Annotated in this window: 24 protein-coding genes; 13 read left to right on the forward strand and 11 right to left on the reverse strand. The window is 67.0% G+C overall.

The features are described 5' to 3' along the window. Nucleotides 1–221 precede the first annotated feature (221 nt). On the reverse strand, nt 222–1424 hold the full coding sequence (locus ACWDKQ_RS28475) for a helix-turn-helix domain-containing protein (protein WP_450141851.1): 1203 nt from the start codon (nt 1422–1424) through the stop codon (nt 222–224). A 253-nt stretch (nt 1425–1677) separates the two neighbouring features. Between ACWDKQ_RS28475 and ACWDKQ_RS28480 the strand changes: the two genes are divergently transcribed. The 4 genes from ACWDKQ_RS28480 (at nt 1678) to ACWDKQ_RS28495 (ending at nt 4126) form a co-directional block, all read left to right on the forward strand. Next, nucleotides 1678–1860 (forward strand): hypothetical protein, encoded by a 183-nt coding sequence (locus ACWDKQ_RS28480; RefSeq protein ID WP_450141852.1) that lies wholly within the window; start codon nt 1678–1680, stop codon nt 1858–1860. Nucleotides 1861–2604: 744 nt separating this feature from the next. Continuing rightward, nucleotides 2605–2856: a hypothetical protein gene (locus ACWDKQ_RS28485; protein WP_450141853.1), complete on the forward strand. Its 252-nt coding sequence runs from the start codon at nt 2605–2607 to the stop codon at nt 2854–2856. After that, the gene (locus ACWDKQ_RS28490) at nt 2856–3671 is read left to right on the forward strand and encodes a CdiA C-terminal domain-containing protein (RefSeq protein ID WP_450141854.1); all 816 of its coding nucleotides are present in this window, start codon (nt 2856–2858) and stop codon (nt 3669–3671) included. Before ACWDKQ_RS28485 ends, ACWDKQ_RS28490 begins: the two co-directional genes overlap by 1 nt. Continuing rightward, the gene (locus ACWDKQ_RS28495) at nt 3671–4126 is read left to right on the forward strand and encodes a hypothetical protein (protein ID WP_450141855.1); all 456 of its coding nucleotides are present in this window, start codon (nt 3671–3673) and stop codon (nt 4124–4126) included. The genes ACWDKQ_RS28490 and ACWDKQ_RS28495 overlap by 1 nt, the downstream gene beginning before the upstream one ends. A gap of 480 nt (nt 4127–4606) precedes the next feature. On the opposite strand, the gene ACWDKQ_RS28500 is transcribed toward ACWDKQ_RS28495, so the two are convergent. Then, nucleotides 4607–4837, reverse strand: a complete 231-nt coding sequence (locus ACWDKQ_RS28500) for a hypothetical protein (protein WP_450141856.1) — start codon at nt 4835–4837, stop codon at nt 4607–4609. Nucleotides 4838–5096: 259 nt separating this feature from the next. After that, nucleotides 5097–6017, reverse strand: a complete 921-nt coding sequence (locus tag ACWDKQ_RS28505; RefSeq protein WP_450141857.1) for a CPBP family intramembrane glutamic endopeptidase — start codon at nt 6015–6017, stop codon at nt 5097–5099. Between the two features lie 148 nt (nt 6018–6165). On the opposite strand from ACWDKQ_RS28505, the gene ACWDKQ_RS28510 reads away from it, so the two are divergent. The 3 genes from ACWDKQ_RS28510 (at nt 6166) to ACWDKQ_RS28520 (ending at nt 7490) form a co-directional block, all read left to right on the forward strand. Then, a complete protein-coding gene (locus ACWDKQ_RS28510; protein WP_450141858.1) occupies nt 6166–6402 on the forward strand; it encodes a hypothetical protein in 237 nt (78 codons plus the stop codon). Continuing rightward, entirely contained in the window at nt 6399–6698 is a 300-nt protein-coding gene (locus tag ACWDKQ_RS28515; protein WP_450141859.1) for a hypothetical protein, read from the forward strand. Before ACWDKQ_RS28510 ends, ACWDKQ_RS28515 begins: the two co-directional genes overlap by 4 nt. Before the next feature lie 216 nt (nt 6699–6914). Next, nucleotides 6915–7490, forward strand: coding sequence for a Uma2 family endonuclease (locus ACWDKQ_RS28520; protein WP_450141860.1), 576 nt, complete (start codon nt 6915–6917; stop codon nt 7488–7490). Between the two features lie 131 nt (nt 7491–7621). Here the strand turns inward: ACWDKQ_RS28520 and nadC are convergent, their stop codons facing one another. Genes nadC through nadA form a run of 3 tightly spaced genes read right to left on the reverse strand, consistent with a single transcriptional unit; the run spans nt 7622 to nt 11084 of the window. Further along, nucleotides 7622–8470 (reverse strand): carboxylating nicotinate-nucleotide diphosphorylase, encoded by an 849-nt coding sequence (gene nadC, locus ACWDKQ_RS28525; protein ID WP_450141861.1) that lies wholly within the window; start codon nt 8468–8470, stop codon nt 7622–7624. Beyond that, on the reverse strand, nt 8467–10071 hold the full coding sequence (locus ACWDKQ_RS28530) for an L-aspartate oxidase (protein ID WP_450141862.1): 1605 nt from the start codon (nt 10069–10071) through the stop codon (nt 8467–8469). Before ACWDKQ_RS28530 ends, nadC begins: the two co-directional genes overlap by 4 nt. Beyond that, nucleotides 10068–11084 carry a quinolinate synthase NadA gene (gene nadA / locus ACWDKQ_RS28535; RefSeq protein WP_450141863.1) on the reverse strand — a complete coding sequence of 339 codons (1017 nt, stop codon included), beginning with the start codon at nt 11082–11084 and terminating at the stop codon, nt 10068–10070. The genes ACWDKQ_RS28530 and nadA overlap by 4 nt, the downstream gene beginning before the upstream one ends. A 151-nt stretch (nt 11085–11235) precedes the next feature. Here nadA and ACWDKQ_RS28540 point away from each other — a divergent pair, with 151 nt between their 5' ends. From ACWDKQ_RS28540 to ACWDKQ_RS28550, 3 genes are all read left to right on the forward strand, one after another. Then, a complete protein-coding gene (locus tag ACWDKQ_RS28540) occupies nt 11236–11886 on the forward strand; it encodes an NUDIX domain-containing protein (RefSeq protein ID WP_450141874.1) in 651 nt (216 codons plus the stop codon). 179 nt (nt 11887–12065) lie between these two features. Continuing rightward, a complete protein-coding gene (locus ACWDKQ_RS28545; protein ID WP_450141864.1) occupies nt 12066–12743 on the forward strand; it encodes an LON peptidase substrate-binding domain-containing protein in 678 nt (225 codons plus the stop codon). Nucleotides 12744–12859: 116 nt separating this feature from the next. Then, entirely contained in the window at nt 12860–13840 is a 981-nt protein-coding gene (locus ACWDKQ_RS28550) for a hypothetical protein (RefSeq protein WP_450141865.1), read from the forward strand. A gap of 220 nt (nt 13841–14060) precedes the next feature. On the opposite strand, the gene ACWDKQ_RS28555 is transcribed toward ACWDKQ_RS28550, so the two are convergent. Next, the gene (locus tag ACWDKQ_RS28555; RefSeq protein ID WP_450141866.1) at nt 14061–14681 is read right to left on the reverse strand and encodes a DUF2567 domain-containing protein; all 621 of its coding nucleotides are present in this window, start codon (nt 14679–14681) and stop codon (nt 14061–14063) included. 152 nt (nt 14682–14833) lie between these two features. On the opposite strand from ACWDKQ_RS28555, the gene ACWDKQ_RS28560 reads away from it, so the two are divergent. After that, nucleotides 14834–16825: an arabinofuranosyltransferase gene (locus ACWDKQ_RS28560; RefSeq protein WP_450141867.1), complete on the forward strand. Its 1992-nt coding sequence runs from the start codon at nt 14834–14836 to the stop codon at nt 16823–16825. Between the two features lie 416 nt (nt 16826–17241). Here the strand turns inward: ACWDKQ_RS28560 and ACWDKQ_RS28565 are convergent, their stop codons facing one another. Both ACWDKQ_RS28565 and ACWDKQ_RS28570 read right to left on the reverse strand, forming a co-directional pair. Next, nucleotides 17242–17694 carry a DUF7134 domain-containing protein gene (locus ACWDKQ_RS28565; RefSeq protein ID WP_450141868.1) on the reverse strand — a complete coding sequence of 151 codons (453 nt, stop codon included), beginning with the start codon at nt 17692–17694 and terminating at the stop codon, nt 17242–17244. Between the two features lie 108 nt (nt 17695–17802). Next, on the reverse strand, nt 17803–19017 hold the full coding sequence (locus ACWDKQ_RS28570; protein ID WP_450141869.1) for a cytochrome P450 family protein: 1215 nt from the start codon (nt 19015–19017) through the stop codon (nt 17803–17805). Nucleotides 19018–19285: 268 nt separating this feature from the next. Here ACWDKQ_RS28570 and ACWDKQ_RS28575 point away from each other — a divergent pair, with 268 nt between their 5' ends. Beyond that, nucleotides 19286–19663, forward strand: coding sequence for a hypothetical protein (locus ACWDKQ_RS28575; protein WP_450141870.1), 378 nt, complete (start codon nt 19286–19288; stop codon nt 19661–19663). Nucleotides 19664–19805: 142 nt separating this feature from the next. Here the strand turns inward: ACWDKQ_RS28575 and ACWDKQ_RS28580 are convergent, their stop codons facing one another. Then, on the reverse strand, nt 19806–20777 hold the full coding sequence (locus ACWDKQ_RS28580; RefSeq protein WP_450141871.1) for an aldo/keto reductase: 972 nt from the start codon (nt 20775–20777) through the stop codon (nt 19806–19808). A 62-nt stretch (nt 20778–20839) separates the two neighbouring features. Between ACWDKQ_RS28580 and ACWDKQ_RS28585 the strand changes: the two genes are divergently transcribed. Further along, entirely contained in the window at nt 20840–21445 is a 606-nt protein-coding gene (locus tag ACWDKQ_RS28585) for a TetR family transcriptional regulator (protein ID WP_450141872.1), read from the forward strand. Between the two features lie 21 nt (nt 21446–21466). Here the strand turns inward: ACWDKQ_RS28585 and ACWDKQ_RS28590 are convergent. Next, nucleotides 21467–22423: OB-fold nucleic acid binding domain-containing protein (locus ACWDKQ_RS28590; protein ID WP_450141873.1), on the reverse strand; the 957-nt coding region annotated here is incomplete at its 5' end.

Genomic DNA, 22423 nt, shown 5'->3' on the forward strand with positions numbered 1-22423 from the left:
AAGCACGATCACGATGGCACCACAAACGCACCAGACTCGCCCGCGACACCAAGATCACCCAGGTCAGCTAGCGAATGGCTGCTGCCGTACTAGGAACGCGGCGGATCTGCCGAGAACCGACAGCCGCCCAGCTCAAATTTGCTAGAGGGCGGTCTGGGTTCCAGCGCTAACAGCTTCCGAACCAATAATCTATGGCCTTGCCGACCAGGGAGAACACTAACTCAGAGGTGTAGTCCCAACCAGTTCGCATACCCCGCCAACATGTCGGAGCGACGCCGTTGCGACTGAACCAGAGCGGTCACTGTGTCGCGTGTCATCGGGTGCCGCCTAGCTTGTCCTGGCGCCACCTGTCGCGCACGGACTAGGGACCGTAGTGCCTCCTCTGGGCGGTTCAGCCAGCGCCAAGCGCGAGCCATATCGAGGTGATGATGCCCTACGCGCGTTGGTAGCCAGTTGGCCGGAAACTTGAGACCTTCTCCGGCCTCAACAGCCCTAGCATGATCGCCGATCGTTCCCAGCGTGACGACCCGATGAATTGCCACGTTCGTAGGGCCGAACCCGAACCAAAAGCGCTCGGGTTGCTCTCCGGAAACCGTCGCAATTCGAGCAGCCTCATCAAGATGGTCATTCATCAAATCACGATTACCTGTGTTGGCCGCGATAACCGATGCGCCAAGATGAAGTTGTCCGCGAGCGACCACGCCTCCGGGCGCATCGTCAGCCCCGTCTAGGTGTGCAGATCCGGAGGCATTCAGCCGCCAGCACGCATCGAAATTCTTAACCCGTAGATAGGCCGTGATTCGCAGGTACTCGCGAGCCGCACGCAACCCCGGCGCGTGATCTCCAGCTCGTTGGGCTGCCAGGTCCATACGACTCAGCGCGCTAACCGACATGTTGTTGTCACCCATAGCGATACCGACTGAGTGGCCGCAACGGCTGGCCAACGCCAGTAATGCCCATGCCTCGCGTTGCTCATCACCGGTGAATGTCTCGGCGGCTGTATGCAACTCCGCTAGCAATGCTGGTAGTGCGGCAACCATCGGTTCGTAACGCGCAGCTTGGGCCAACTGATTGACGCGCTGAACCTCTGATCGCAGCGCGGGCAACGGGCGTGGCTGCGCCGAGTAGTCCGGCGGTAGGTCAAGGAGATCTAAGGCTGCACGAATCGAGACCACTTGGTCAGCCAACCCGTCGCCATCTCTACGCCACTCGAACCGGTCCCAGTGGAGTTGAGCGGGTTCGATACCGAGGGCTTCAGCTGCCCGATTTACAAACATCGGTGCGGCTGGTTCGCTGCCCTGCTCAACTTTGCGGAGCATGCTTACGCTGTAGCCCATACGGCGCGCTAACGCGACCTGCGTAAGACCAGCAAGTTTCCGCACCGTCGCAATACGGCCACCTATGCCTGTCGCATCCACGCCCACCAGTGTCCACTACTGCATACGAGTTGTCACTGCATTGACAGTTCAGCCACGGCCGACGCTCGTACCGTCGTTCAGGCGGGTAACGGTGACGCATTCCCCCCAGCCGAAGCCGTGCCCGTTGCAGGCAGAGACACGCGTTACCCACACCACGTGTGGTGGTTGCTCGCGACCGCCGGGGACTGCTGGCAGTGCTGGCCGCCCGATCACCTCGTGTTCCAACCGAGTCCCTCCGACCCGACCCTGTGAGGCTGCGATGCCGCGTCGAACGTTCGCGCCCGACTACACCACCACGTGGCGGTGTGCCGCCAAACGATGCCTGTTCACCGATCCGGACCCCGCCGTGGTCGGCCAGCACGAGCACGACGCCCACGGGCCCGCATGGATGGCCGCCGACCAGGTCCCGCAACTCACCGCAGGGGTGGTGAGCCCGCAGTGAGCTCCCTGTCTTTCCGGACGCTGATCAGCCTGAACAACATCGCCCACACCATCCAGAGCGGAGCGCCCCGCGCCCTGTGCGGTGTTCCCCTCACCAGCTTGTTCCCAGAAGGCCCGCAGCGTCCCACGCCAACGCCGTGCTCGTTCTGCCCTGGAGAACTCGCGCGACTGCGCAGAAGGGCAGCCGCCCGATGACCGCCATCACGATGGAAGGACTTCCGGTTCGCGCCCCACATGCAGCCGTGCTCCACGAACTTGCTTCCTCCTCGGTTGATTGGTTCCCCAAGAATCCCGACAACGGCGACAACATCGAGCACGCCGAGGTGTGGACCGACCACCACCGCGTCACACACGAACGCCACCCAACCCACGACGGCGTGACCCGCTGCGGCACACGAATTCTCGGCAGCGACGCCCCCAGTCACGCCCGCATATACCCAGCGGGCTGCCGCCTCTGCGCCGCCGCACACGCCCACTCCCCGTAAGCCCCGGTGCGGGTGTCGTCAGTCCTGTGCCCCCCGACCGGCACCCGCACCGGAACCACTCCCCGAAACAACCGCCCGATCACAACCATTGCGGCGCAAAGCCGCTCACAAGTTCGGTCCGGTGCCCTCACCGCCGATCCCCTTCGTCGAGGCACCGGACCGCGCCTGGCCAAGGCGCGGCAACCCCCGTACCGCTGCCTTGGCCAGGCATCCAAACCTCACCAACCGTCCACAGTGAACACCCACAAGGAGGAATACCCGTGTCCATCGCCGAACAGGCACAACAGCTGCAAGCCCTCGCCGACGAAGTGCCCATCGTCCAGGCCGAAGCGATCAGGGGACAACTCGAAACCCTGGCACAACAGGTCCAAGGAATCCTCGGAGACACCTCCAGTGCCCAAGAGCTCCACGGCCACATCAAAGCCGTCTCCAACGAAGTCGGCACGGTCTCGGCCGGGCTCGAACACCTGCGACAGATGGTCCTCGACAAGGCCGCATACCACCAGCAGTGATGAATGACCAAACAATCAGCGGTCAAGCGGAAAACCTCCGGCTGACCGCTGACGCCATACCACTAACCGAAACCAACGCACTCTGCGACACCATCGAAACCCTCCGAGACCGACTCGCCGAAATCCTCGGACCCGACAACGAACTTGTCTACGAAGCACACCAGCTCGCAAACGCCGCTGCCGAAATCGTGCGCGCACTCGCCAATCTGCGCCACAAGATCCAAGAAGCAAGCGAACCCCATCGGACAACCCCGACAACCCGCCCACCACCGACCCCACCTGCCCCCACGACCCAGCACCCAACACCAACTAGCACCTACGACAACCTGCCCAAACCCATCGTAACCGCACCCGAACCACTGCCAGACGGAGTCACCGACGACCCCGCAACATGGCCCGGCTCGATCGAAGACAACGGAACCACCGACGAAGAAAAATTCAGCCCAGACGAACAGTCGATTGCCAAAAGATTAGCGCAGAGCGGGCCCAACATCATTCGCCGTCTGTCGACCCGAAGAGGGTTGCGTACAGCTGATGCTACGGTTAACGGTACTCTTGTAGAGTTCAAGACCTTGCAGCAAAAGGACGGGAACGTTCCGTCGCACAAAACCGTCAAGAAAATGATTAGTAAATCGCAAAAAAAGGGAGGGCAAAGTTCAGACGTTATAATTGATGCGCGAAAGACGGATCTGACCAGCGAGAATGCATTCAATGGACTGAAGGCGTATATCAATGCACCCGGCAATGCAGGAAAACTCACGCGTGTCAGAGTATGGGGTAAGTTTTTTGACTTCCACTGGAAACGGGAAAGCTGATGCCGAAATATTTTGATATCTACTTTGACGATGACGGCAATCCGGCCTCTACGGTAACGAAAATCGAGCAAATTATCGGACTCGACTTCGAGTCGATCAAAGAGCCATATGCAGACTACCTCGCGATACGTGACCCCAACTCCAGTCACTTTGTTACTTTCGAGCTGTCCATCAGGCACGACCTTGGCCACGACGTAGACGAAGACACGGGGATACCATTCAAGGAAATGCCCCGTGGTTTGACCGTCCGAGGCCCACGCGGAGACGAAAAGAAACATAAGCAAATCGCGCAAGAAATATTCGAAAAACTCAAGAGCTGCGAATATAAGCCGATCTATTTCGTCTACGATTTCGACGAAGTAATCGAATATTGGGACCCGGACAAGAAAGGCGACCCCGAGATGATGGAATTCTGGGAGCCTGACCAGGAAGATGACCACGGTAACGACGCCTGACCTGCTACAGCGCTTCGCCCTCCTTCGGCTCGACGTTCGCCCGAAGCAGGGCTTCAGCCGCTTGGACTTACGCCCCGGGGATATTCGTGGGGAGAGGAAGAAGGAAGAAGCCGGGGAGGGTGACGAGCGGGGTAGGACAGGTTGCGTCGTCGTAAGTGGAGCTGGGGCGCTCCGCCCCCAGACCCCAGGAGGTCTCCGGGGAGAGGGGAGGAGCCCGCGCGTTGCGGTCCGCTCAGGACCGTGTTCTCTTCCCGTCGACCTCCACAAGGGGCTATCAGACCGAGTCAAGGGGGCAGACCGCACGAACCCCACGACAAGCCGGAAGGTGCCCCCTTGACACGATCTGATCAGGCGGCGCCAGGTCGACGGGAAGAGAACACAGGCCCCTCACTCGTAGGTGGAGACACCAGGACATGCGAAGGCAAGGGACAGCCGACATGCCACCCCTTGCCCTCACACGATCAACGTATGGCGAGTTCGCTACTCCTGGCGACGAGTCGCACCCACCGCCCGAGCCACCGCCGCCCGCCGAACCGGAGCCAGCCGCCGCCGAGCCTCCCGCACGGCCGCCTCCACGTTGCCGAGCACTTCCGCCAGCCGCACCCACTCGTCAGCCGGACCGCCGCAGACCGCCCACTCACCATCAGCCGTGTGATGGTGCTCGATATCTGCGACCATCACCGCCACCACCGAGCCCGCGTGAGCGATCACCGCAGCATCAGCCGAGCTGAAATGCTCATCACGGCACCAGCCCAGATGATCTTGCTGACCGTCCGCCAGGCCACGTCAGGCCGCCTACAGGCCGTCCGAGGGGTCGGAACCTGTCCAAACACGTCGGTACTCCTCAGCACTGTTCGTGCTGGTCAGAGCACAATCAAGGACCTTCGCCCACGTCCCGCCAGACCCCCGAGATGAAGGGCACCTTCTGCCGACCTGCTCGGCTGCCGACTCGCTCGGCGAAAGGTGGCCTTCACGCTTCGCTCGTACGGGCGAGGTTGTGCCGGAAGGCGACGGCGGCGAGCACCGCGGCGATGGCGAGCACCGCGGTGGCGATCAGGCTGCCTTCGACGCCGAACCCGCCGCCCGTGAGCAGGCTCGCGCTGCCCGGCGCGACGCCGATGTCCAGCACCGTCGTGCGGATTTCCATTCCGGACACTTCGATGCCGTACACGTTGCCCTGCAGCCAGTTCCACACCACGTGGAACGCGCAAACGCCCCACAGGCCGCCCTCCGTGAGCGCCCAGAACGCCAGCAGCAGGGCGATCAGCAGGATGTTGACCAGGGCGATCACGCTGACGTTGGCGTTGACTCCGTGCAGCGCGGTGAACACCACCGCTTGGAAGGCGATCGCGGCGGTCAGGCCCCACTTCCGGTAGGTGACCTGCATCAGGTAGCCGCGGGTGACGACCTCCTCGGTGCTGGCCTGCACGATGAACCCGATCAGCGCCACGAGCGCGCCGCCGATCTGCGCGGCGCGGACCGAACCGACCTCGAACTGTCCACTGAGGATGTTCGCGCCGACCGGCACCGACAGCAGCACCACCGCCACCCCGGCGCCCAGCGCCAGGTGCGCGCCGACGCGCGACGCGGGGAAGAACCCCACGCTGCCCAACGACCGGCGCTCCTTGCCCCAGATCCACAGCGTCAGCAGACCGGCAGCGCCGCCGAAGCTGAGCATCATCGCCAGCTGGTCAACTAGCCCCATCGCGCCGCCGAGCAGGACTTCCGGCGAAGCCCCGAGCACCGGGAACAGCACCAGCGCGGCGATGGCCTGCCCGACGATCAGGCAGCCCAGCACGACGACCAACCCGACAACGGGCCCGGTGGGCCGCCTGGCCCGGTAGATCCCGCCCAACAACGACGAAGGCAGAACAAACAGGGAATTTGTCATCTCCACCCCACGGTTTTGTATCAGACCGCACCCGTGCGGCCAGGTTCCCCGACAGCCCAGAACAACACCTCAGCCAAGACAGGCAGCTACCTCTCCACACCAATGAGCTAGCAGGAACCGCCATCACCTCTTGCTAGCATCTTCCTTCATGAGGACGACGATCTCGCTCGACCCCGAGCTGTATGAACACGCCCGCCGCTGGGCGGAAGCCGATGGCATCTCAGCCAACGAGTGGATGGTCCGAGCATTGGAGAGAGAGGACACCCGGCGGCGCCACATCGCTCACAACGAGTGGCACCGTACTCACCGCGACCTCATTGACGCGTGGGATGCCGACCTTTCCGGCGACCTAGACGGCACAGAACAGGAGGCCGGGCACGAATGAGCCCGCTTCGCGGTGAAATCTGGGATACGAACCGGCCACACCTCACCCAGGTGCTCGTCGTATCCGGCGGGATGTACAACGCATTGCCAGATGTACCCCAAGTACTGGTCGTTCCTGTGGTGCAAGATGAATTTCCAGGAGGCTGGTCGGTCGCCGTCGGCGAGGGCAGTTTCGCTGTCGTGGACAGGATCAGCCCGTTCCGCAAGGCCTGGCTGACAAAGCAGAAGCGCCGGGTCGACACAGCAGCCCTGACCGATGTGAACAACGCATTGTTCAAAATTCTCGCTACCGAGTGACTACATGCCCATGCCGAACCCGCTCGGCCTGCACAGTGCTCACCAGCGCCTCACCCCGATCAGCTGTGCCATGACCAGATCATGCCCGACATCCACAAGCATGAACACGTTCGGTAGCATTACGTAACTCCAAGTGAAGGAATCGTCGCGCGAGGTCCCTGCGACGAGGCGCTACAGCTACGCTGGTCCGGTACCCGTAGGGAGAGGGGCTCGACAATGACCGCACTTCCTGACTGGATGGCGCTACCACCGGAGGGGCTGAGCGCCGCGGGGTACGAGGCGCTGCCCGAAGAAGTGTGCCGCCGCATCGAGATTGTCGATGGAGCCATCGTCGTGACGCCTGCCCCCCGTCGCTCGCACCAGATCATCGCACGGCGTCTCGCGAACGAACTCGAGCTCGCGGCTGGACCCGAGCTCACCGTTGCCACGGATGTCGATCTGCGACTGCGGGACGTGCCGCTGCTCAACCGCAGACCAGACGTCGTCGTGTACGACTCCGCCTTGCCGGAGGACGCCGACCTGCGTCCCCAGCACTGCCTGCTGGTGATCGAAGTGATGTCGCCGGGCTCCGTCACCGCCGATCAGATCGACAAGCCAGCCGAGTACGCTGCCGCAGGCATCGAGCACTTCTGGCGCTTCGAGAGCGACCGCCAAGACGACCGGCGTTTGACCGCGTTCCGCTACCGACTGGATCCGACAACGCGGCTCTACGCACCCGCCGGGGTCGACACCGACAAGCTGGCGGTGTCCGACCCCGTCGAGTTGCGCATCGATTTCGAATCCCTTTTGTGACCGGGTACGACGCGCTCGGTCGGCCCGACGCGTTTCGGCGCTGCCTTGAGCACAACGAGTGGTATCGCGCTCATCGGGCAGTCGAGCAGTGGGACGTGGACCTGTTCAGCAAGCCCTTCGCCACCCGGTGACTACATGTCCAGGCCGAGGTCGAGAGCTGGGGAGGAGTGGGTCAGGCCTCCTACCGCCAGGTACTGGACTCCCGTTTCCGCGTATGCGCGGGCCACTTCGAGGGTCAGACCCCCCGATGCTTCGAGTTCCGTGGCCGGCGACGTCTCCCGGACCCGGCGGACCGCTTCCGCGCACTGCTGCGGTGTGAAGTTGTCCAGCAGGACCAGCGCCACGTCCTCCGCCAGCGCCTCGTCGAGTTCGTCCAGCGTGGACACCTCGACCTCCATCGGCAGGTCCGGCGCGTGCTCGCGGCAGGCGCGCACCGCCGCCACCACCGAGCCAGCCGCCACCACGTGGTTGTCCTTGATCAGCACCGCGTCGCCGAGGCCCATCCGGTGGTTGAACCCGCCGCCGCAGCGGACCGCGTACTTCTGCAGCTCCCGCAGGCCCGGCAGCGTCTTGCGGCTGTCCCGGATCCGGCAGCCCGTGCCCGCGACGGCCTCGACCCACGCCGCCGTCGCGGTCGCGATGCCCGACAGGTGGCACAGCAGGTTCAGCGCCGTGCGTTCCGCCGTGAGCAAGCCGCGGACCGGGGCTTTCACCTGCAGCACGCAGTCGCCGGGCAACAGCACAGCACCGTCGAAACGTTCGGAGAGCACGGCGTAGGCGTCCGCGCCCAGCACCTCGTCGAGCACGAGGCGCACCAGCGGCAGGCCCGCGACCACCCCGGCCCGGCGGGTGTTGAACGCGGCCTCGGCAATCGCCCCGGCCGGAACCGTTGCCTCGGTGGTCGCGTCCGGCCCGTAGCGCAGGTCCTCGGCAAGCGCCGTGCGGACGACCTCGCGGGCCTTCTCCAGATCGATGCTCATGCCGCTGTCCTCGCAATCCCGGCCGCGGTGTGAATGAGGCACCCCGAGGCGTCGAGCCGGAGCACCGTGCTGCGACGCCAGCGCAGGTCGTCGATGCCCGGGAAATCCGTTCGGCGGTGGCAGCCGCGCGACTCGGCGCGTTGCCTGGCCGCCGCCAGCAACGCCTGCGCGGTCAGCGCCAGCGACGAGTCCTCGACGGCCTGCCGAGTCCGCAGTGGACGGACGATGGCCGCCCGGTCCAGGACTCGGGTCGCTTCCGCGAGCCCCTCGTCGTCGCGCCCGATGCCGACGTAGCGGCTCATCGTGCGCTGCAACAGGTCCCGGTCGACCACCGCCATCGCCGGTTGCACCGCCGCACCGGGGACCTTGCGGTTCAGCAGCCCGCAGCACAGGTCCTTGGCCACCGCCTCGGCCGCACGCCCACCGACCACGAGCCCTTCCAGGAGACTGTTGGACGCCAGCCGGTTCGCGCCGTGCAGCCCGGTGCACGCGACCTCACCGGCGGCGTAGAGCCCGGTCACGGTCGTTCGGCCATCCACACTGGACACCACGCCGCCGCACGAGTAGTGCGCCGCGCTGGCCACCGGGATCGGCTCGCGGACCGGGTCGATGCCGGCCGCCTGGCACGCCGCGTACACCGTCGGGAACCGCTCGCCGAACCCCGGGCCGATGCTCGTCGCGTCGAGGAACACGTGCTCCGCGCCGGTTTCGGCGGCCCGCTTGTTGATCGCCGCAGACACGACATCGCGCGGGGCGAGGTCGGCCAGCGGGTGCTCCCCCTCCATCACGCGCCGCCCGTGCACGTCGACGAGCACCGCGCCTTCCCCGCGCACCGCCTCGGTGATCAGCGGCCGCCGCCCTCGCGGCCCACCCGGCGTGTAGAGCACCGTCGGGTGGAACTGCACGAACTCCAGGTCCGCGACGGAGGCACCGGCCCGCAGCGCGAGCGCGATACCGTCCGCAGTGGACACTTCCGGGTTCGTGGTGGCGGCGTAGAGCTGGCCGAGGCCGCCGGTGGCCAGCAGCACCGCCGGGGCGTGCAACACACCCGCCCTGCTCTCTGAGTCCATCGCCAGCGCCCCGACGACGGCGCCGCTGTCGCCGCGCAGCAGCTCGACGACGCAATGCTGCTCCAGGACCGGAATTCCACCGCCGCGCACGGCTTCGGACAACGCGCGTTGCACCTCTGCCCCGGTCGCGTCGCCGCCGGAGTGGATCACGCGGAACGCGCTGTGCCCGCCCTCGCGGGTCCGCGCCAGCTCACCGTCCGCGCCCAGGTCGAAGCGGGCACCTGCCGCGCGCAGCCGCGCGATCGCCTCGGCGCCCTCGGCGAGGATGTCCCGCACCGCCGGACGCGAGCACAGTCCTGCGCCGGCGGTCAGCGTGTCCTCGACGTGTTTGCGCAGGCTGTCGCCCGGGTCGAGCTCGTCTGGGCGGACCACGGCGATACCGCCCTGCGCCCAGCTGGTGTTGCCCGCCGACGCGCTGTCCTTGCTGACCACCAGCACCCGCAGGCCCAGCTCGCGGGCCCGCAGCGCCGCCGTCAGGCCCGCAACGCCGGTGCCGACGACGAGTAAGTCCGCACCTGCTTCCCAGCTCATTCGCCGCCTCCGGGCTTGCCGATGGCGATCATCCGCTCGACCGAGGCCCGCGCCCGGTCGGCGACGTCCTTCGGCACGTGCACCTCGTCGGCGCCTTCCCGCAGGCAGCGCAGCAGGGCCGCCGGGGTGATCATCTTCATGTAGCGGCAGGACGCGCGGTCGTTGACCGCCCGGAAGTCGATCTCGGGTGCGGCGCGGCGCAACTGGTGCAGCATGCCGACCTCGGTGGCCACCAGCACCGAGCGGGCGCCGGTCTCCTTCGCCGCGGTCAGCATGTCGCCGGTGGACAGGATCTTCACCCGTTCCTTGGCGACGGTGCCCTCACCGGCCAGGTAGAGGGCCGAGGTCGCGCACCCGCACTCGGGGTGGATGAACAGGTCGGCGTCCGGGCTGGCCGCCGCCCGCGCGGCGAGCTCGGGCCCGTTGATCCCGGCGTGCACGTGGCACTCCCCGGCCCAGATGTGCAGGTTCTCCCGGCCGGTTTCGCGCTTGACGTGCGCGCCCAGGAACTGGTCCGGGCAGAACAGCACCTCGCGGTCCGTCGGGATGGAGCGGACCACGTCCACCGCGTTCGACGAGGTGCAGCAGATGTCCGTCTCCGCCTTCACCTCGGCGGTGGTGTTCACGTAGGACACCACGACGGCGCCCGGGTGCTCGGCCTTCCAGTCCCGCAGCTGGTCGGCGGTGATCGAGTCGGCCAGCGAACATCCCGCCCGCGCGTCCGGGATGAGCACCGTCTTGTCCGGACCGAGGATCTTCGCCGTCTCGGCCATGAAGTGCACGCCGCAGAAGACGATCGTGCTGGCGGAGCTGTTAGCCGCGATGCGGCTCAGCGCCAGCGAATCGCCGGTGTGGTCGGCGACGTCCTGGATCTCCGGCAGCTGGTAGTTGTGCGCTAGCAGCACCGCGTTGCGCTCGTCGGCCAGCTCGCGCACCTCGCGCGCCCATTCGGCGGTGGGTGCCACCCCGGTGTAACCGGCGTCGGTCCGCTCCCATGTTGCAGTCGCGGCCATGTCGTCCTCCTCGCCGGACCTCCGGGAGAACCCGCCCGGAGGCTCCGCTAGCACCCCGGATCAAGCTCCCCGAGGTTTTCGCCTTAGAATCGAAAACGTGACATATCCTAACATCGCGAGTTGCGCGGACAAGGGCGACGCTCGTCACGAAGTGCTCGCCGGCGTCCTCCAGGGCCGGGACGACCGGCTGCAGGTGCTGCTCTGGCAACGCGCTCAGGAACCGGACGTGCACCGCTGGTCACTGCCCGGCGGGCGGCTGGCCGCCAGCGAGGACGTGGAGACCTCGATCCGGCGGCAGCTGGCCGAGAAGGTCGACGTGCACAAGCTGACCCACGTCGAGCAGCTCTCGGTGTTCAGCAGCCCGGACCGGGTGCCCGGCCGCCGCGTCGTCGCCACCGCCTTCCTCGGGCTGGTGCCCTCCGACGTCGACCCCGAGGTCCCCGCCGACACGGCATGGCACCCGGTCGACGCGCTGCCGCCGACCGCCTTCGACCACGAGCTGATCGTGCTGGCCGCGCGGGACCGGCTGCGAGCCAAGCTGTCCTACACGAACATCGGTTTCGCGCTGGCCCCCGCCGAGTTCACCGTCTCGGAGCTGCGCCGGATCTACTCCGCCGCGCTCGGCTACCAGGTCGCCGCGACCAACCTGCAGCGCGTGCTGTCCCGGCGCGGTGTGCTGGAACCCACCGGCCACACGGTGCCCGCGGGACCGGCCGGTGGTCGGCCGCCCGCGCTGTTCCAGTTCACCTCCCGGGACCTGCAGGTCACCGACCCCTTCGCCGTGCTCCGGCCCCCGAGCTGAAGGGAGTGCATCCAGACTCGTCTCGCGCCGCGGCGCAGGTCGGCGCATTCGGCGCACAGGCGGCGAAATCGCCAGCGCGACGTGCGACGCGCACGACGAGACCGCACCGCCGCACAAAACGAGCCCGGAATTCCTTGAACGCTGCTACCGGGGCATTTGGGAAGTAGGTTTGTGGCGTGATGGACGTGCTGCCCCTCTTCCCGCTCGGTTCCGCTCTGCTGCCGGGCGGCCACCTGCCCTTGCACATCTTCGAGCCGCGCTACCGGCAGCTGGTCACCGACCTCGTCGGCGAGGACCTGCCGCACCGCCGGTTCGGCGTGGTCGCCATCCGGCAGGGCTGGGAAGTCGGCGAGGACAACGTCGACTCGATGTACGACGTCGGCTGCTCCGCGCTGCTGGACCAGGTTCGGCAGCTGCCCGGCGGGCGGTACGACATCAGCGCCAACGGGGAGCGCCGGTTCCGGCTGCTGCAGATCGACCGGAGTGCGGCGCCGTACCTGATGGCCGACATCGAGTGGCTGCCGGACACCGCCCCGGTGAACGACTCACCGGCGCGCCGCGAGTACCTGACGACCGCCGCCCGCGCGGCATACCAGCGCTACCACGACACCGGATTGCGCGGCGGACACCGCGAAGCTCCGGCCGAGGACGCCGACACCGCGACGCTTTCGTACCTGCTGGCCGACGATTGCGTGCTGACCGTGGAGGACCGGCAGGAGCTGCTCGAAGAAATCGACCCCCTGCAGCGGCTGCGCAACATCCGGCGGCTGCTGCTGCGGGAAACCGAGTTCCTTCGCGAACTTCGCGCGGTTCCGGCGCCCCTGACGGATTTCGCCCAGCACACCAGCGTGAACTGACCAGGACGATGATGCCCGGCTCGTCCCGCGCGCGGTGCGGGCTGCGTGCGGCTGCGCCGCTTTGAACGCGAAAGACGTGGCGCTGGGTTGTCTTGCGGCATCGATAGGATCTCCGCATGTCCTCACCTGGTAATCGGGGCTCCAACGAGTACGGGCACTACGATCCGAACACCGCGCAGCCCGGCGCATCGGGGCCCCAGCCCGGCATGCAGTACCAGGGTTTCGGCGCGTTCCCCCAGCCCCAGCAGCCGCCGCAGTCTCCACCGACGCCCCAGCAACCGCCCTATCCCGGCATGGTCAGCGGCTACCCGGCGCAGCCTTCGCCGACCCCGCCGGGGAAGAGCCGTGGGCCGATGATCGCGGCGATCGCGCTCGTCTCGGTGACCGTGATCGCGATCGTCACCACGATCGTCGTGCTCAGCACCTCCGACGGTGGATCTCAGGCGGCACCGCCGCCGCCCGCACGCACCAGCACGCCGTCCAAGCCAATCACCAGCGCGACGTCCGCCGCGCCGCCGACGGCGGCCAACCCGCAACTGCCCCCGCTCGTGCCCGGCTGGCAGGTGGCGACGGTGCCGAAGCGGGGCGCGATTTACGACGTGCCGATGAGCTGGAAGCTGGACTCCAACCCGGAGAACGTGCACGGCTTCGGCCCGCCCGACGACCCGGTGACGATGACCGGCGTGGCCGAGTACCAGAAGGGCTTCTGCACCGGCGCTCCGACCAGCTACCGGGCAGTCTCGGGCGCGACCGCCCGCCGAGGCCCGGACGACGCCGCGGTGGCCACCGAAACGCTGCAGAAGTTCGCCGCGGTGGCTTACACGCGCGCCGACCAGGCTCCCGTGGTCCTGCCGGGCCCGCCGGAGCAGCTTCAGCTCGCGGGCGGTGTTCCTGCCGTCCGGATCATCGCCGAGATCACGATGCCGTCCCCCGAGACCTGCGACTCCGCGACGGTCGCGGTCAGCGTGCTCGCCACCAACAACGACGGCGCTAGCTCGGTGGTCTTCATCGCCGCGGCCGATCAGAACGTCGCGGACGCGGTCCCGGTCGACACCTTGAAGCAGATCACCCAGTCCTTCCGCGGCGCCCCGAAGTGATCAGCGGGAACATTTCCGCTGGTCAGCGCCCGTGAGGGAATTCGGCGCCATAGGGGCTGTTTTGGCGGGTGCCGCTGTGAAGCGAACGGAGCATCCGTTCGCTTCATCTATTCAAGTGAACAGTCCATTCGCCGCACACGGTTGGTGAGCCGGAGCCAGGCCACTACCAGCCGACGTCGAAGCACCCGCGTATTGGGAAACGAATTTGGAAACAGTCCTGTCAGCCAAGGCGGCGGCCGAGGTCGTCCAGGCCGTTCCAGGAGGCGGCGAGGCCGTAGCCGAGCGCGACGGCCAACGGCTGCACCAGCAGCACCCAGTAGGTGCCGACCTGCGGGGCGATCGTGATCAGGTCGCCCAGCTGCGGGTTCGCTGGCATCGCGTACAGACCACCGGCGAACGACGCGCCCAGCTGCACGCCCAGCCAGGACGCGACCACCGACCCGAGCGCACCCGCGATGAGCAGCACCGGGCCGCGCCGCCTGCGCACCAGCCACAGCACCGAAGACGTCAGCAGTCCGGCGGCGAAGGCGATCAACGCGAAGATCGCGATCGCGTCGAAGCCGTGGTAGGCCTCCACCAGCAGCGGGGTCAGCCTGCCCTGCAGGCCGAGCACGCTCTCCTGCGGCGGCGCCAACCGCGACCACACCCAGCCGATCGGCAGGCCCAGCAGTGAGATCAGCGACACAGCGCTCACCGCGGGCAGCAGGTCGGCCTTGACCACCACGCGGGGCGGCGGCGCGACCAGCTGCGGAACCACCGGTTCCGGCTCGGTGCCGACCGCGGCTTCGGTCCGCTCCGGGGCGGCGCGCGTGCCGCCGGGCTCCACCGGGCTGTCCGCCACCCGCCAACCTCCTACCGGCTGCCACGACCGTTGTGCTGCGTCACCCTAGCGCTCCAACGCGTCGCGCCCGCATCACCCGATGACAGGGCGCACAGCGCACGTCAACTATTCTGCGCGAGCCCCCATGTCAGCTACGCCGAAGGACGCGCGAAGTGGCGGGAATCCTGCCGAGTCCGCTGTTGACCGGACCGAGCCCGATCGACGAACCGCGCCGGGATTCGGCCGTTCGGCTACCGCTGCGCAGCACTGTCGTCGAGTTGCTGCTCAGCGCGTTCGTTGCGGCGGTCCTGAGCCTGGTGCTGCAGTTCGGCATCGCCCGGCTGAGCATCAGCGAGCCCAGCTTCGCACCGGAAGCGCTCGCGGCCATCAGCAGCGCGCTGGTGCTGGCAGTGCTGTTCCTGCTGCTGGCGTTCGGACATCGCCGCTCGCCGCGCTGGCTGCGCTTGTTCGGCGCCTGGGTGGCACTCAGCGCGTTCAGCACGTTCGCGCTCGCGATCCCCTTGCAGGCCACCAGGTTCTACTACGGCGGTTCGTCCGTGGACAACGGTTTCCGCCTGCAGTACATGACCCGGATGGCCAGCACTTCGGGCCTGGCCGACCTGAACTACGCCGACACCGGTCCCTACTACCCGGGCGGTTGGTTCTGGCTGGGCGGCCGGTTCGCTAACCTCATCGGCTGGGAGGGCTGGGCGGCGTACAAGCCGTACGCGCTGGCCTGGGTGGCGGTGACCACCGTCGTCGCATTCACGCTGTGGAGCGTCGTGGTGCGGCGCCGGCTGGCGCTGCTCGCCGCGATCGTGACGGGGCTGGCCGGGATGCTGCACGGCATCGAGGAGCCCTACGCCTGGCCGTCGGCGGCGTGGCTGGCACCGATCGCCGTACTGGCCTGGCACGCGCTGCGCCGCCGGGGCCACGCTCCACGGTGGACACTCGTCTGCATCGGCGGCTACGTCGGTTTCACGGCCATCACCTACACCCTGCACTTCGGGTTCGCGGTGCTGATGGTCGTGCTGATGGCGATCATCACCGGAGTGTTCCGGGTGCACCAGGGGGAACGGCTGTGGCCGACGGTACGGCAGCTGTTCCTGCGGCTGCTGCCGATCGGCATCGTCAGCCTGGTCATCGCGCTGCTGGTCTGGCTGCCCTACCTGCTCTCCACCCACTTCCTGCTGGACAACCCGCGAAGCGCGGCGCAGCACTACCTGCCCGAGGACGGCGCGTTCCTGCCGGTGCCGATGATGGAAGGCACCGCGTTCGGGGTGCTGTGCCTGGCCGGTCTGGTGTGGCTGCTGCTGCGGTGCCGGCGCAGCGAGGTCGCCGCCTCGATGCTGAGCATCGTGCTCGCGGTCTACGGCTGGTTCGTGCTGTCGACGCTGGCGCTGATCGCCAAGACGACGCTGCTGGCGTTCCGTCTCAACGTGATCCTCGACGTGACGCTGGCCGTCGCCGGCGTCTTCGGCCTGCTGGAACTCGTCGGCTACCTGCGGCAAAAGCTGGACGCCCGGTACGCGCTGCGGATCAGCATGGTCGCCACCGCGCTCGGGCTGCTCGGCGCGATCACCATCAACCAGGGCGCGATCGGATTGGCGCTGCAGCCGTCCGTCGAACGCGCCTACGCGGACTACTACCCCACCGGCGACAACGCGATGGGTCAGCGCGACCCGGCCAAGCCCGGCTCGTGGACCGATGACGAGATCCGCGCGATCGCCGAGCTGACCGGCCGCAAGCCGACGGACAACGTGCTGCTCACCACCGACTACAAGCTGATGTCCTTCCAGCCGTACTGGGGCTTCCAGCAGGAGACTCCGCACTACGCCAACCCGCTGGCGGACTACGACGAGCGCGCCGCCGAGATCCACAGGTGGACCACCGCGAAGACCCCCGACGAGCTGCTGGGCATGCTGCGCAAGAGCCGGTTCAAGACGCCCAACGTCTTCGTCCTGACCAACCCGGTGAGCCCGCATTCCGATGTGGAGCTCCCGGAAGACCAGTCGGGCAAGCTGGTGCTGCAGTTGAAGGGCGACGCCTTCCCGCAGCAGCCGAACGTCCGGGACTACGATGTCTACTTCGATCCGGCAGTGTTCGACTCGCCCGCCTTCGCCAAGCGCGAGGTCGGCCCCTACACCATCATCGCGCTGCGCTGATGGGTTCCGCCGCGGTGCTTCGGCGGATGCGTAGTTCACGGCGGCCAGCGCGAGGGCGACCGACCACAGCGGCCAGAGGTAGACGGGCAGCACGATCAGCACGTCGTCGGGGCCGAAGGCCTCGGTGAAGGTCTGCATCAGGAGCAACTTGGATGCCGCCATCACCAGCACGGACACCCCAAGGACCGGTGCGACGGCGAGGTCGACTGGAACCCTCCTGCCGGCCGCCCGCGGAATCCAGCGCGGGAACCGTTCGCCCCACGGACGGATCAGCCCCCAGGTGAGCATCGCGCCCCCGGTCGCCGCCGCGGCGAGCCCGAACGCAGCGAGCGCCCCTGCGGAGCTGTCGTCCAGGACGAAGCCGGGCACCTGCAGGACCAGCGCCAGCGAGCCGAGCACGTCGCGTTCCCGGCCGGTCAGAGCCTCCCACCCGGGCCCCTTTCGACGGGGCGACGACCGGCGCGCGAGTTCCAGGAGGCTGTTCGTAGCGCCGCAGCACGACGATCACCGCGCCGAGCAGGCCGCACAGGACCGGCAAACGCGGACCACTCGGCGCAGGCGACGACCGAGTACAGCAGCACCGGGTAGACCAGCGAGAACGGCAGCACCGGCGACACGCCGCCGGTCATGTTCGGCAACGCGACTAGCACGAGCATGCAGGCCGAACCCGCGACGACCGCCGCGGTCGGCCGGACCCGGCGGAACACCAGGCACGCGGTGAGCCCGACCGAAACCCCGAGGATCCCGTACCACAGCAGCGGGCCCGCGCCCCGGACTGCGACCAGCGAAGTGCCGCCCGCCAGCGCGAAGACCAGCAGCGCCAACGCGCCGTCTAGCACCAGCCGGTGGTCCGGCAACGAGATCCGCATCGGACCACGGTAGCCGCGACGACCCGGGCGAATCCTCCTCCTCGGGGAGGGGTTGTTGCCTTTGGGTCAGCGCTATTAAGCGGCGCAGCCGCTTAGCCCACCCCTGAATCAGCGCAGGCGGACCGGGAGGCTCTGCAGGCCGTGGATCAACGTGCTGTAGCGCCAGTGCACGTCGTCCAGCGAACCGGCCGCACGGAGGTTCGGGAAGCGTTCGACCAGGTGCCGCACCGCGATCTGCGCCTCCAGGCGGGCCAGCTGCGCCCCCAGGCAGAAGTGGATGCCGTGGCCGAAGGCCAGGTGCCCGTGCGCGTCGCGGGTGATGTCGAAGCGGTTCGGCTCGGCGAAGCGGTCCGGGTCGTTGTTCGCCGACGCCAACCCCACCCAAACGATCTCGCCAGCCGGGATCTGCACGCCGCCGTACTCGACGGGTTCGGCAGTGTGCCGGAACGTTCCGTGGATCACCGGGCCGTCGAAGCGCAACATTTCCTCGACCGCGGCGGGCACCAGCCCCGGGTCCGCCACCAGCGCCGCCCACTGGTCCGGATTGCGCAGCAGCGCCAGCACCCCGTTTCCGATCAAATTGACCGTCGTCTCGTGCCCTGCGACCAGCAGGAGGAACACCATCGAGATCAGTTCCGGCTCGCTGAGCCGGTCCTGGTCGTCGGTGGCCTCGATCAGCCCAGTGACCAGGTCGTCGGCGGGTTCGCGGCGCTTTGTCTCGATGAGCTCGGCCAGGTACTGGGCCATCGCCATGGCGGCCTGCGCCGAATCTTCCGGTGCATCCACCAGGGCGTTGGTCCAGGCCCGGAAATCGTCCCGACGGCTCTCGTCCACCCCCAGCAGCTCAGAGATCACTTGGATCGGCAGCGGGAAGGCGAACGCGTTTAGCAGGTCCACTTCGGACTGCTCTGCCATCGCGTCGAGCAGCCCTGCGCTGATCTCCTCGATGCGCGAGCGCATGCCCTCCAACCGGCGCGCGGTGAACGCCTTGACCACCAGCTTGCGCAGCCGGGTGTGGTCCGGCGGGTCCATGTTCAGCATGTGCTCGACCAGCCCGTCGACGAACTCCCGGCGGTCCACGTCCGGCGGCAGCTTCGCCTGGACCACCTCGTTCATGCGGGCGTTGTTCTTGCTCAGTCGGGCATCCGCCAGCGCGGCGCGGGCATCGTCGTAGCGGGTGATCACCCAGACTTCCAGGCCGCTCCTCGTGACCATGCGCTGGACTGGCGTGGCGGCCCGAATTCGGTCGAGCCCGGCGTGCAGGTTCTGCACGAAGTCGTGGTCGATAACGGGAAGATCGGTGTGCGCGTCGGTGCTGGACATAGGACTCCTTCGCGTTCGGCAGCGTTGCCCCTGACTCCAGTGAACCTGTTTCACATAAATCTGTCACACCGACCTGAGAACCACCTCAGCCAACGCACTCCACCGCAGCCGTGAGCGTTTTCGGACGCTGTGGCACGAGGGCATGGGCATGCTGCCGCCTTCGAAGACGGTGTGACCGAACGGGCTGCTCCCCGCAACGCTCACCCCGCGAAGAACCAATCAGGGTGAAGCGAACGGACAGTGCGCCGACTGCGGAATCAACCGGCTGTTGCCCGGGCGCCGTGCCCCGGACGGTTGCCCGGTCTGCACCGACTGCGCCGGCGGTCTCGGCGATTCCACCTGCCGCCGCTACCTTGAAAACCGGCTGAACCTCACCACTGCCGGCGGCGTGACCAACCCGTTCCTGTTCCCCGGTCGCCGCGCCGGGCAACCCCTGCACACCACCTCGCTGCGCCTTCGGCTGCGTAACCTCGGCCTGCCGAGCCGTGACGACCGCACCGCCACCATCCGCCAGCTCGTCCTCCAAGCACCCGCCCCCGTTGTCGCCGGAATGCTCGGATACCACCCCAACACCACCCTGGCCGCCGAGGCCGGAGCTACCTGGACGCACTACGCACCCGGCGATCACGGCAAGGCGTTTTCGTAAAGCTACGCGACGGAATGCCAGAGCACGCCGCAGCGTGTGTAGCTCGACCAGCAGGGGCTGTGCAGGCAACGGCACTCTCTGTGCCGAGCCCCTTGGGACAGAGAGGCGCCGTTCAAGGGAAAGACACGATCAGCATTTGTGCTTATCGACCGTTGACGTGCATGACCGCTTCTGGGTAACGCAGGCCGGAGACTGGAAGCGCGAGACTGTCCAGTTCGGACGGACTGAGGAGAATGTCCGCTGCGGCGAGATTTTCCTCCAGCGTGGTGCGGCGTTTAGTGCCCGGAATGGGGACGATGTCATCGCCTTGGTGCAACAGCCACGCGAGTGCAGCCTGGGCAGGGGCGATGCCCTTACTGACAGCCAGCGTGCGCACAGACTCGGCCGCGGCGACGTTGCGATCGTAATTCTCGCCCTGGAAGCGAGGATCGAACCGGCGGTAATCCTGCTCGGGATAGTCCTCTGCGCGCCTGACGGCGCCGGTGAGAAAGCCTCGCCCCAACGGCGAGTAGGGCACCAGCCCAATGCCCAGTTTCCGCAGGTTAGGCAGAATCTCATCGTCGAGGTGTCGCTCCCACAACGAATACTCGGTTTGCAGCGCGGAGACGGGCGTGGTGCCGTGGGCGCGGCGGATGGTCTCCACCCCAGCCTCCGACAAGCCGAAAAACCGCACCTTCCCTACGCTGATCAGTTCACCGACGGTGCCGGCGACATCCTCGATCGGAACCTCCAGGTCGACGCGATGCTGATACAGCAGGTCGATGTAGTCCGTGCCCAGCCGCCGCAGTGAACCATCGACGGCAGCCCGGACGTGCTCTGGCTTGCTATTGAGTTCACCCCGGACACCGTTGTCGTATTCCCACCCGAACTTGGTGGCCACCACCGCCTGCTCTCGGCGCCCGCGCAGTGCACGGCCGAGCAGTTCTTCGTTGATGAAGGGTCCGTAGGACTCGGCGGTGTCGAAGAAGGTACAGCCCAGCTCCAAGGCGCGGTGAATCGTGGCGATCGATTCGGCATCATCCGGCACGCCATAGGACTGGCTCATGCCCATGCAGCCCAGACCCAAGGCCGACACCTCCAAGCCTTGTTCGCCCAGTCGCCGCGTCGGCAGCATGTCACCTCCCGCTATTCTGAGACTCAGTCTCTCTTACGATACTCGATCTCAGGAGCGGTGCGATGCCCGGTTTGCGCGAACAGAAGCGGGCGCTAGTGCGACGACAGCTCGCCGAGGCAGCCCTGCGGCTGTTCCTCCAACGCGGCTATGAGGCCACCACCGTCGAGGACATCGCCAACGCCGCTTCGGTCTCGCGCGCCACCTTCTTCCGGTACTTCGAAACCAAAGACGACGCAGTGCTCTCCCAACTGGATGCTGTCGGCGCTGACCTCATCGCCGCCTACCGGGCCCGCCCGCTGGACGAACACCCTTGGGATTCACTGAAGGAGGTACTTCTCCACGCCGCAGCGCGCATCACTGACCCGGACCGCATGCTGGCACTGCTGGAGCTGACCTGGACCACACCCAGCCTTCGCGCCCGACGCCTGGACAAGACAGCCACCTGGCGCAGCAACCTCACCGCACTCACCCGCGAGCGAATGGGCTGCGACGACCGCGATCCGCTGCCGATCCTGCTCGTCCATGCCGCCCTGGCAGCAGGCGAATCCGCCCTAGGCGCCTGGGCTGCCACCCTCGCCACCGCAGACCTAGCGCACCTACTGAACAACACGTTTACCACGCTGGGCGCTGGCCTCGACCACGCGGAAACCCACACCAGGCAACAATAGACCCCAGCTGACGCGCCTGGTTCAGTACGCCTCGAAGCAGCCTGCGCCGAGCAGGCCCTTCAGCTCGCCTTGCAGGCCGTTCTCCGTGGACACGAAGTAGTCGCTCGACAACGCGAGCCGGGTCGTGCCGCGCTGGCTCTGCAGCTTGAGCTGCACCGGCGTGGTTCCCGTGTGCGCCTGCAGCGTCCGCTTCAGCTCCGCCACCAGGGACTGGTTGACCCGGCCCACCGGCACCTTGATCACGAACGCCGGGTCGGTGCCCGGGTCGGTCTCCGCCGCCGAGATGTCTACCGGCACCGCGTCAGAGGCGAACACGCTGATGGTGCCTTCCCGTTCGTTGATGCGGCCCTTGACTGCGAGTGCGGTGTCTTCCACGAGGCAGTCGGCGAACATTTCGTAGGATTTGGGGAAGAACAGCACTTCCACGCTGGCGTCGAGGTCTTCGAGCGTGACGATGGCCCAGGGGTGGCCGTTTTTGTTGATGCGGCGCTGGATTCCCGAGATCATGCCAGCGATCTTGAGCTGCTCCTTGCCGCTGCTGAAGTCCCGTTCGCCGCCGACCAGGTCGGCGATCCCGGTGTCCTGGTAGGGCGCGAGCAGCCGTTCCGCGCCGTCCAGGGGGTGGGCCGAGACGTAGAGGCCCAGCATTTCCCGCTCGTAGGACAGTAGCTGCTTGCGCGGCCATTCCTCGTGGGTGAAGTTCAGGTGCGCCAGCGGCGAGGCGTCGGCACTGTCTTCGGAGGTGTCCGCGCCGAAGAGATCGAACTGTCCCATTGCCTGCTGCCGCTTCAGGCCGATGACGGCATCGACGGCGGCTTCGTGGTGCTGCACCAGCGACATCCGGGTGTGGCCCAGGGAGTCGAACGCGCCGGCTTTGATCAGTGATTCGATGACCCGCTTGTTGCAGGCCAGGATCTCCGACTTGTCGAGGAAGTCGGTGAAGGAGGTGTAGCGGCCCTTCTCCTGGCGGGTCTTGAC

Source organism: Saccharopolyspora sp. NPDC000995 (genome assembly GCF_053599315.1).

Bases quoted from the DNA above. Each gene is read 5' to 3' on its own strand.
- ACWDKQ_RS28545 (WP_450141864.1), top strand. From the start codon at position 12,066: ATGGACGTGCTGCCCCTCTTCCCGCTCGGTTCCGCTCTGCTGCCGGGC.
- ACWDKQ_RS28530 (WP_450141862.1), bottom strand. From the start codon at position 10,071: ATGAGCTGGGAAGCAGGTGCGGACTTACTCGTCGTCGGCACCGGCGTT.
- ACWDKQ_RS28480 (WP_450141852.1), top strand. From the start codon at position 1,678: ATGCCGCGTCGAACGTTCGCGCCCGACTACACCACCACGTGGCGGTGT.
- ACWDKQ_RS28570 (WP_450141869.1), bottom strand. From the start codon at position 19,017: ATGTCCAGCACCGACGCGCACACCGATCTTCCCGTTATCGACCACGAC.
- ACWDKQ_RS28505 (WP_450141857.1), bottom strand. From the start codon at position 6,017: ATGACAAATTCCCTGTTTGTTCTGCCTTCGTCGTTGTTGGGCGGGATC.
- ACWDKQ_RS28490 (WP_450141854.1), top strand. From the start codon at position 2,856: ATGAATGACCAAACAATCAGCGGTCAAGCGGAAAACCTCCGGCTGACC.
- ACWDKQ_RS28580 (WP_450141871.1), bottom strand. From the start codon at position 20,777: ATGCTGCCGACGCGGCGACTGGGCGAACAAGGCTTGGAGGTGTCGGCC.
- ACWDKQ_RS28510 (WP_450141858.1), top strand. From the start codon at position 6,166: ATGAGGACGACGATCTCGCTCGACCCCGAGCTGTATGAACACGCCCGC.
- ACWDKQ_RS28550 (WP_450141865.1), top strand. From the start codon at position 12,860: ATGTCCTCACCTGGTAATCGGGGCTCCAACGAGTACGGGCACTACGAT.
- ACWDKQ_RS28495 (WP_450141855.1), top strand. From the start codon at position 3,671: ATGCCGAAATATTTTGATATCTACTTTGACGATGACGGCAATCCGGCC.
- nadA (WP_450141863.1), bottom strand. From the start codon at position 11,084: ATGGCCGCGACTGCAACATGGGAGCGGACCGACGCCGGTTACACCGGG.
- nadC (WP_450141861.1), bottom strand. From the start codon at position 8,470: ATGAGCATCGATCTGGAGAAGGCCCGCGAGGTCGTCCGCACGGCGCTT.
- ACWDKQ_RS28565 (WP_450141868.1), bottom strand. From the start codon at position 17,694: ATGCGGATCTCGTTGCCGGACCACCGGCTGGTGCTAGACGGCGCGTTG.
- ACWDKQ_RS28520 (WP_450141860.1), top strand. From the start codon at position 6,915: ATGACCGCACTTCCTGACTGGATGGCGCTACCACCGGAGGGGCTGAGC.
- ACWDKQ_RS28585 (WP_450141872.1), top strand. From the start codon at position 20,840: ATGCCCGGTTTGCGCGAACAGAAGCGGGCGCTAGTGCGACGACAGCTC.
- ACWDKQ_RS28515 (WP_450141859.1), top strand. From the start codon at position 6,399: ATGAGCCCGCTTCGCGGTGAAATCTGGGATACGAACCGGCCACACCTC.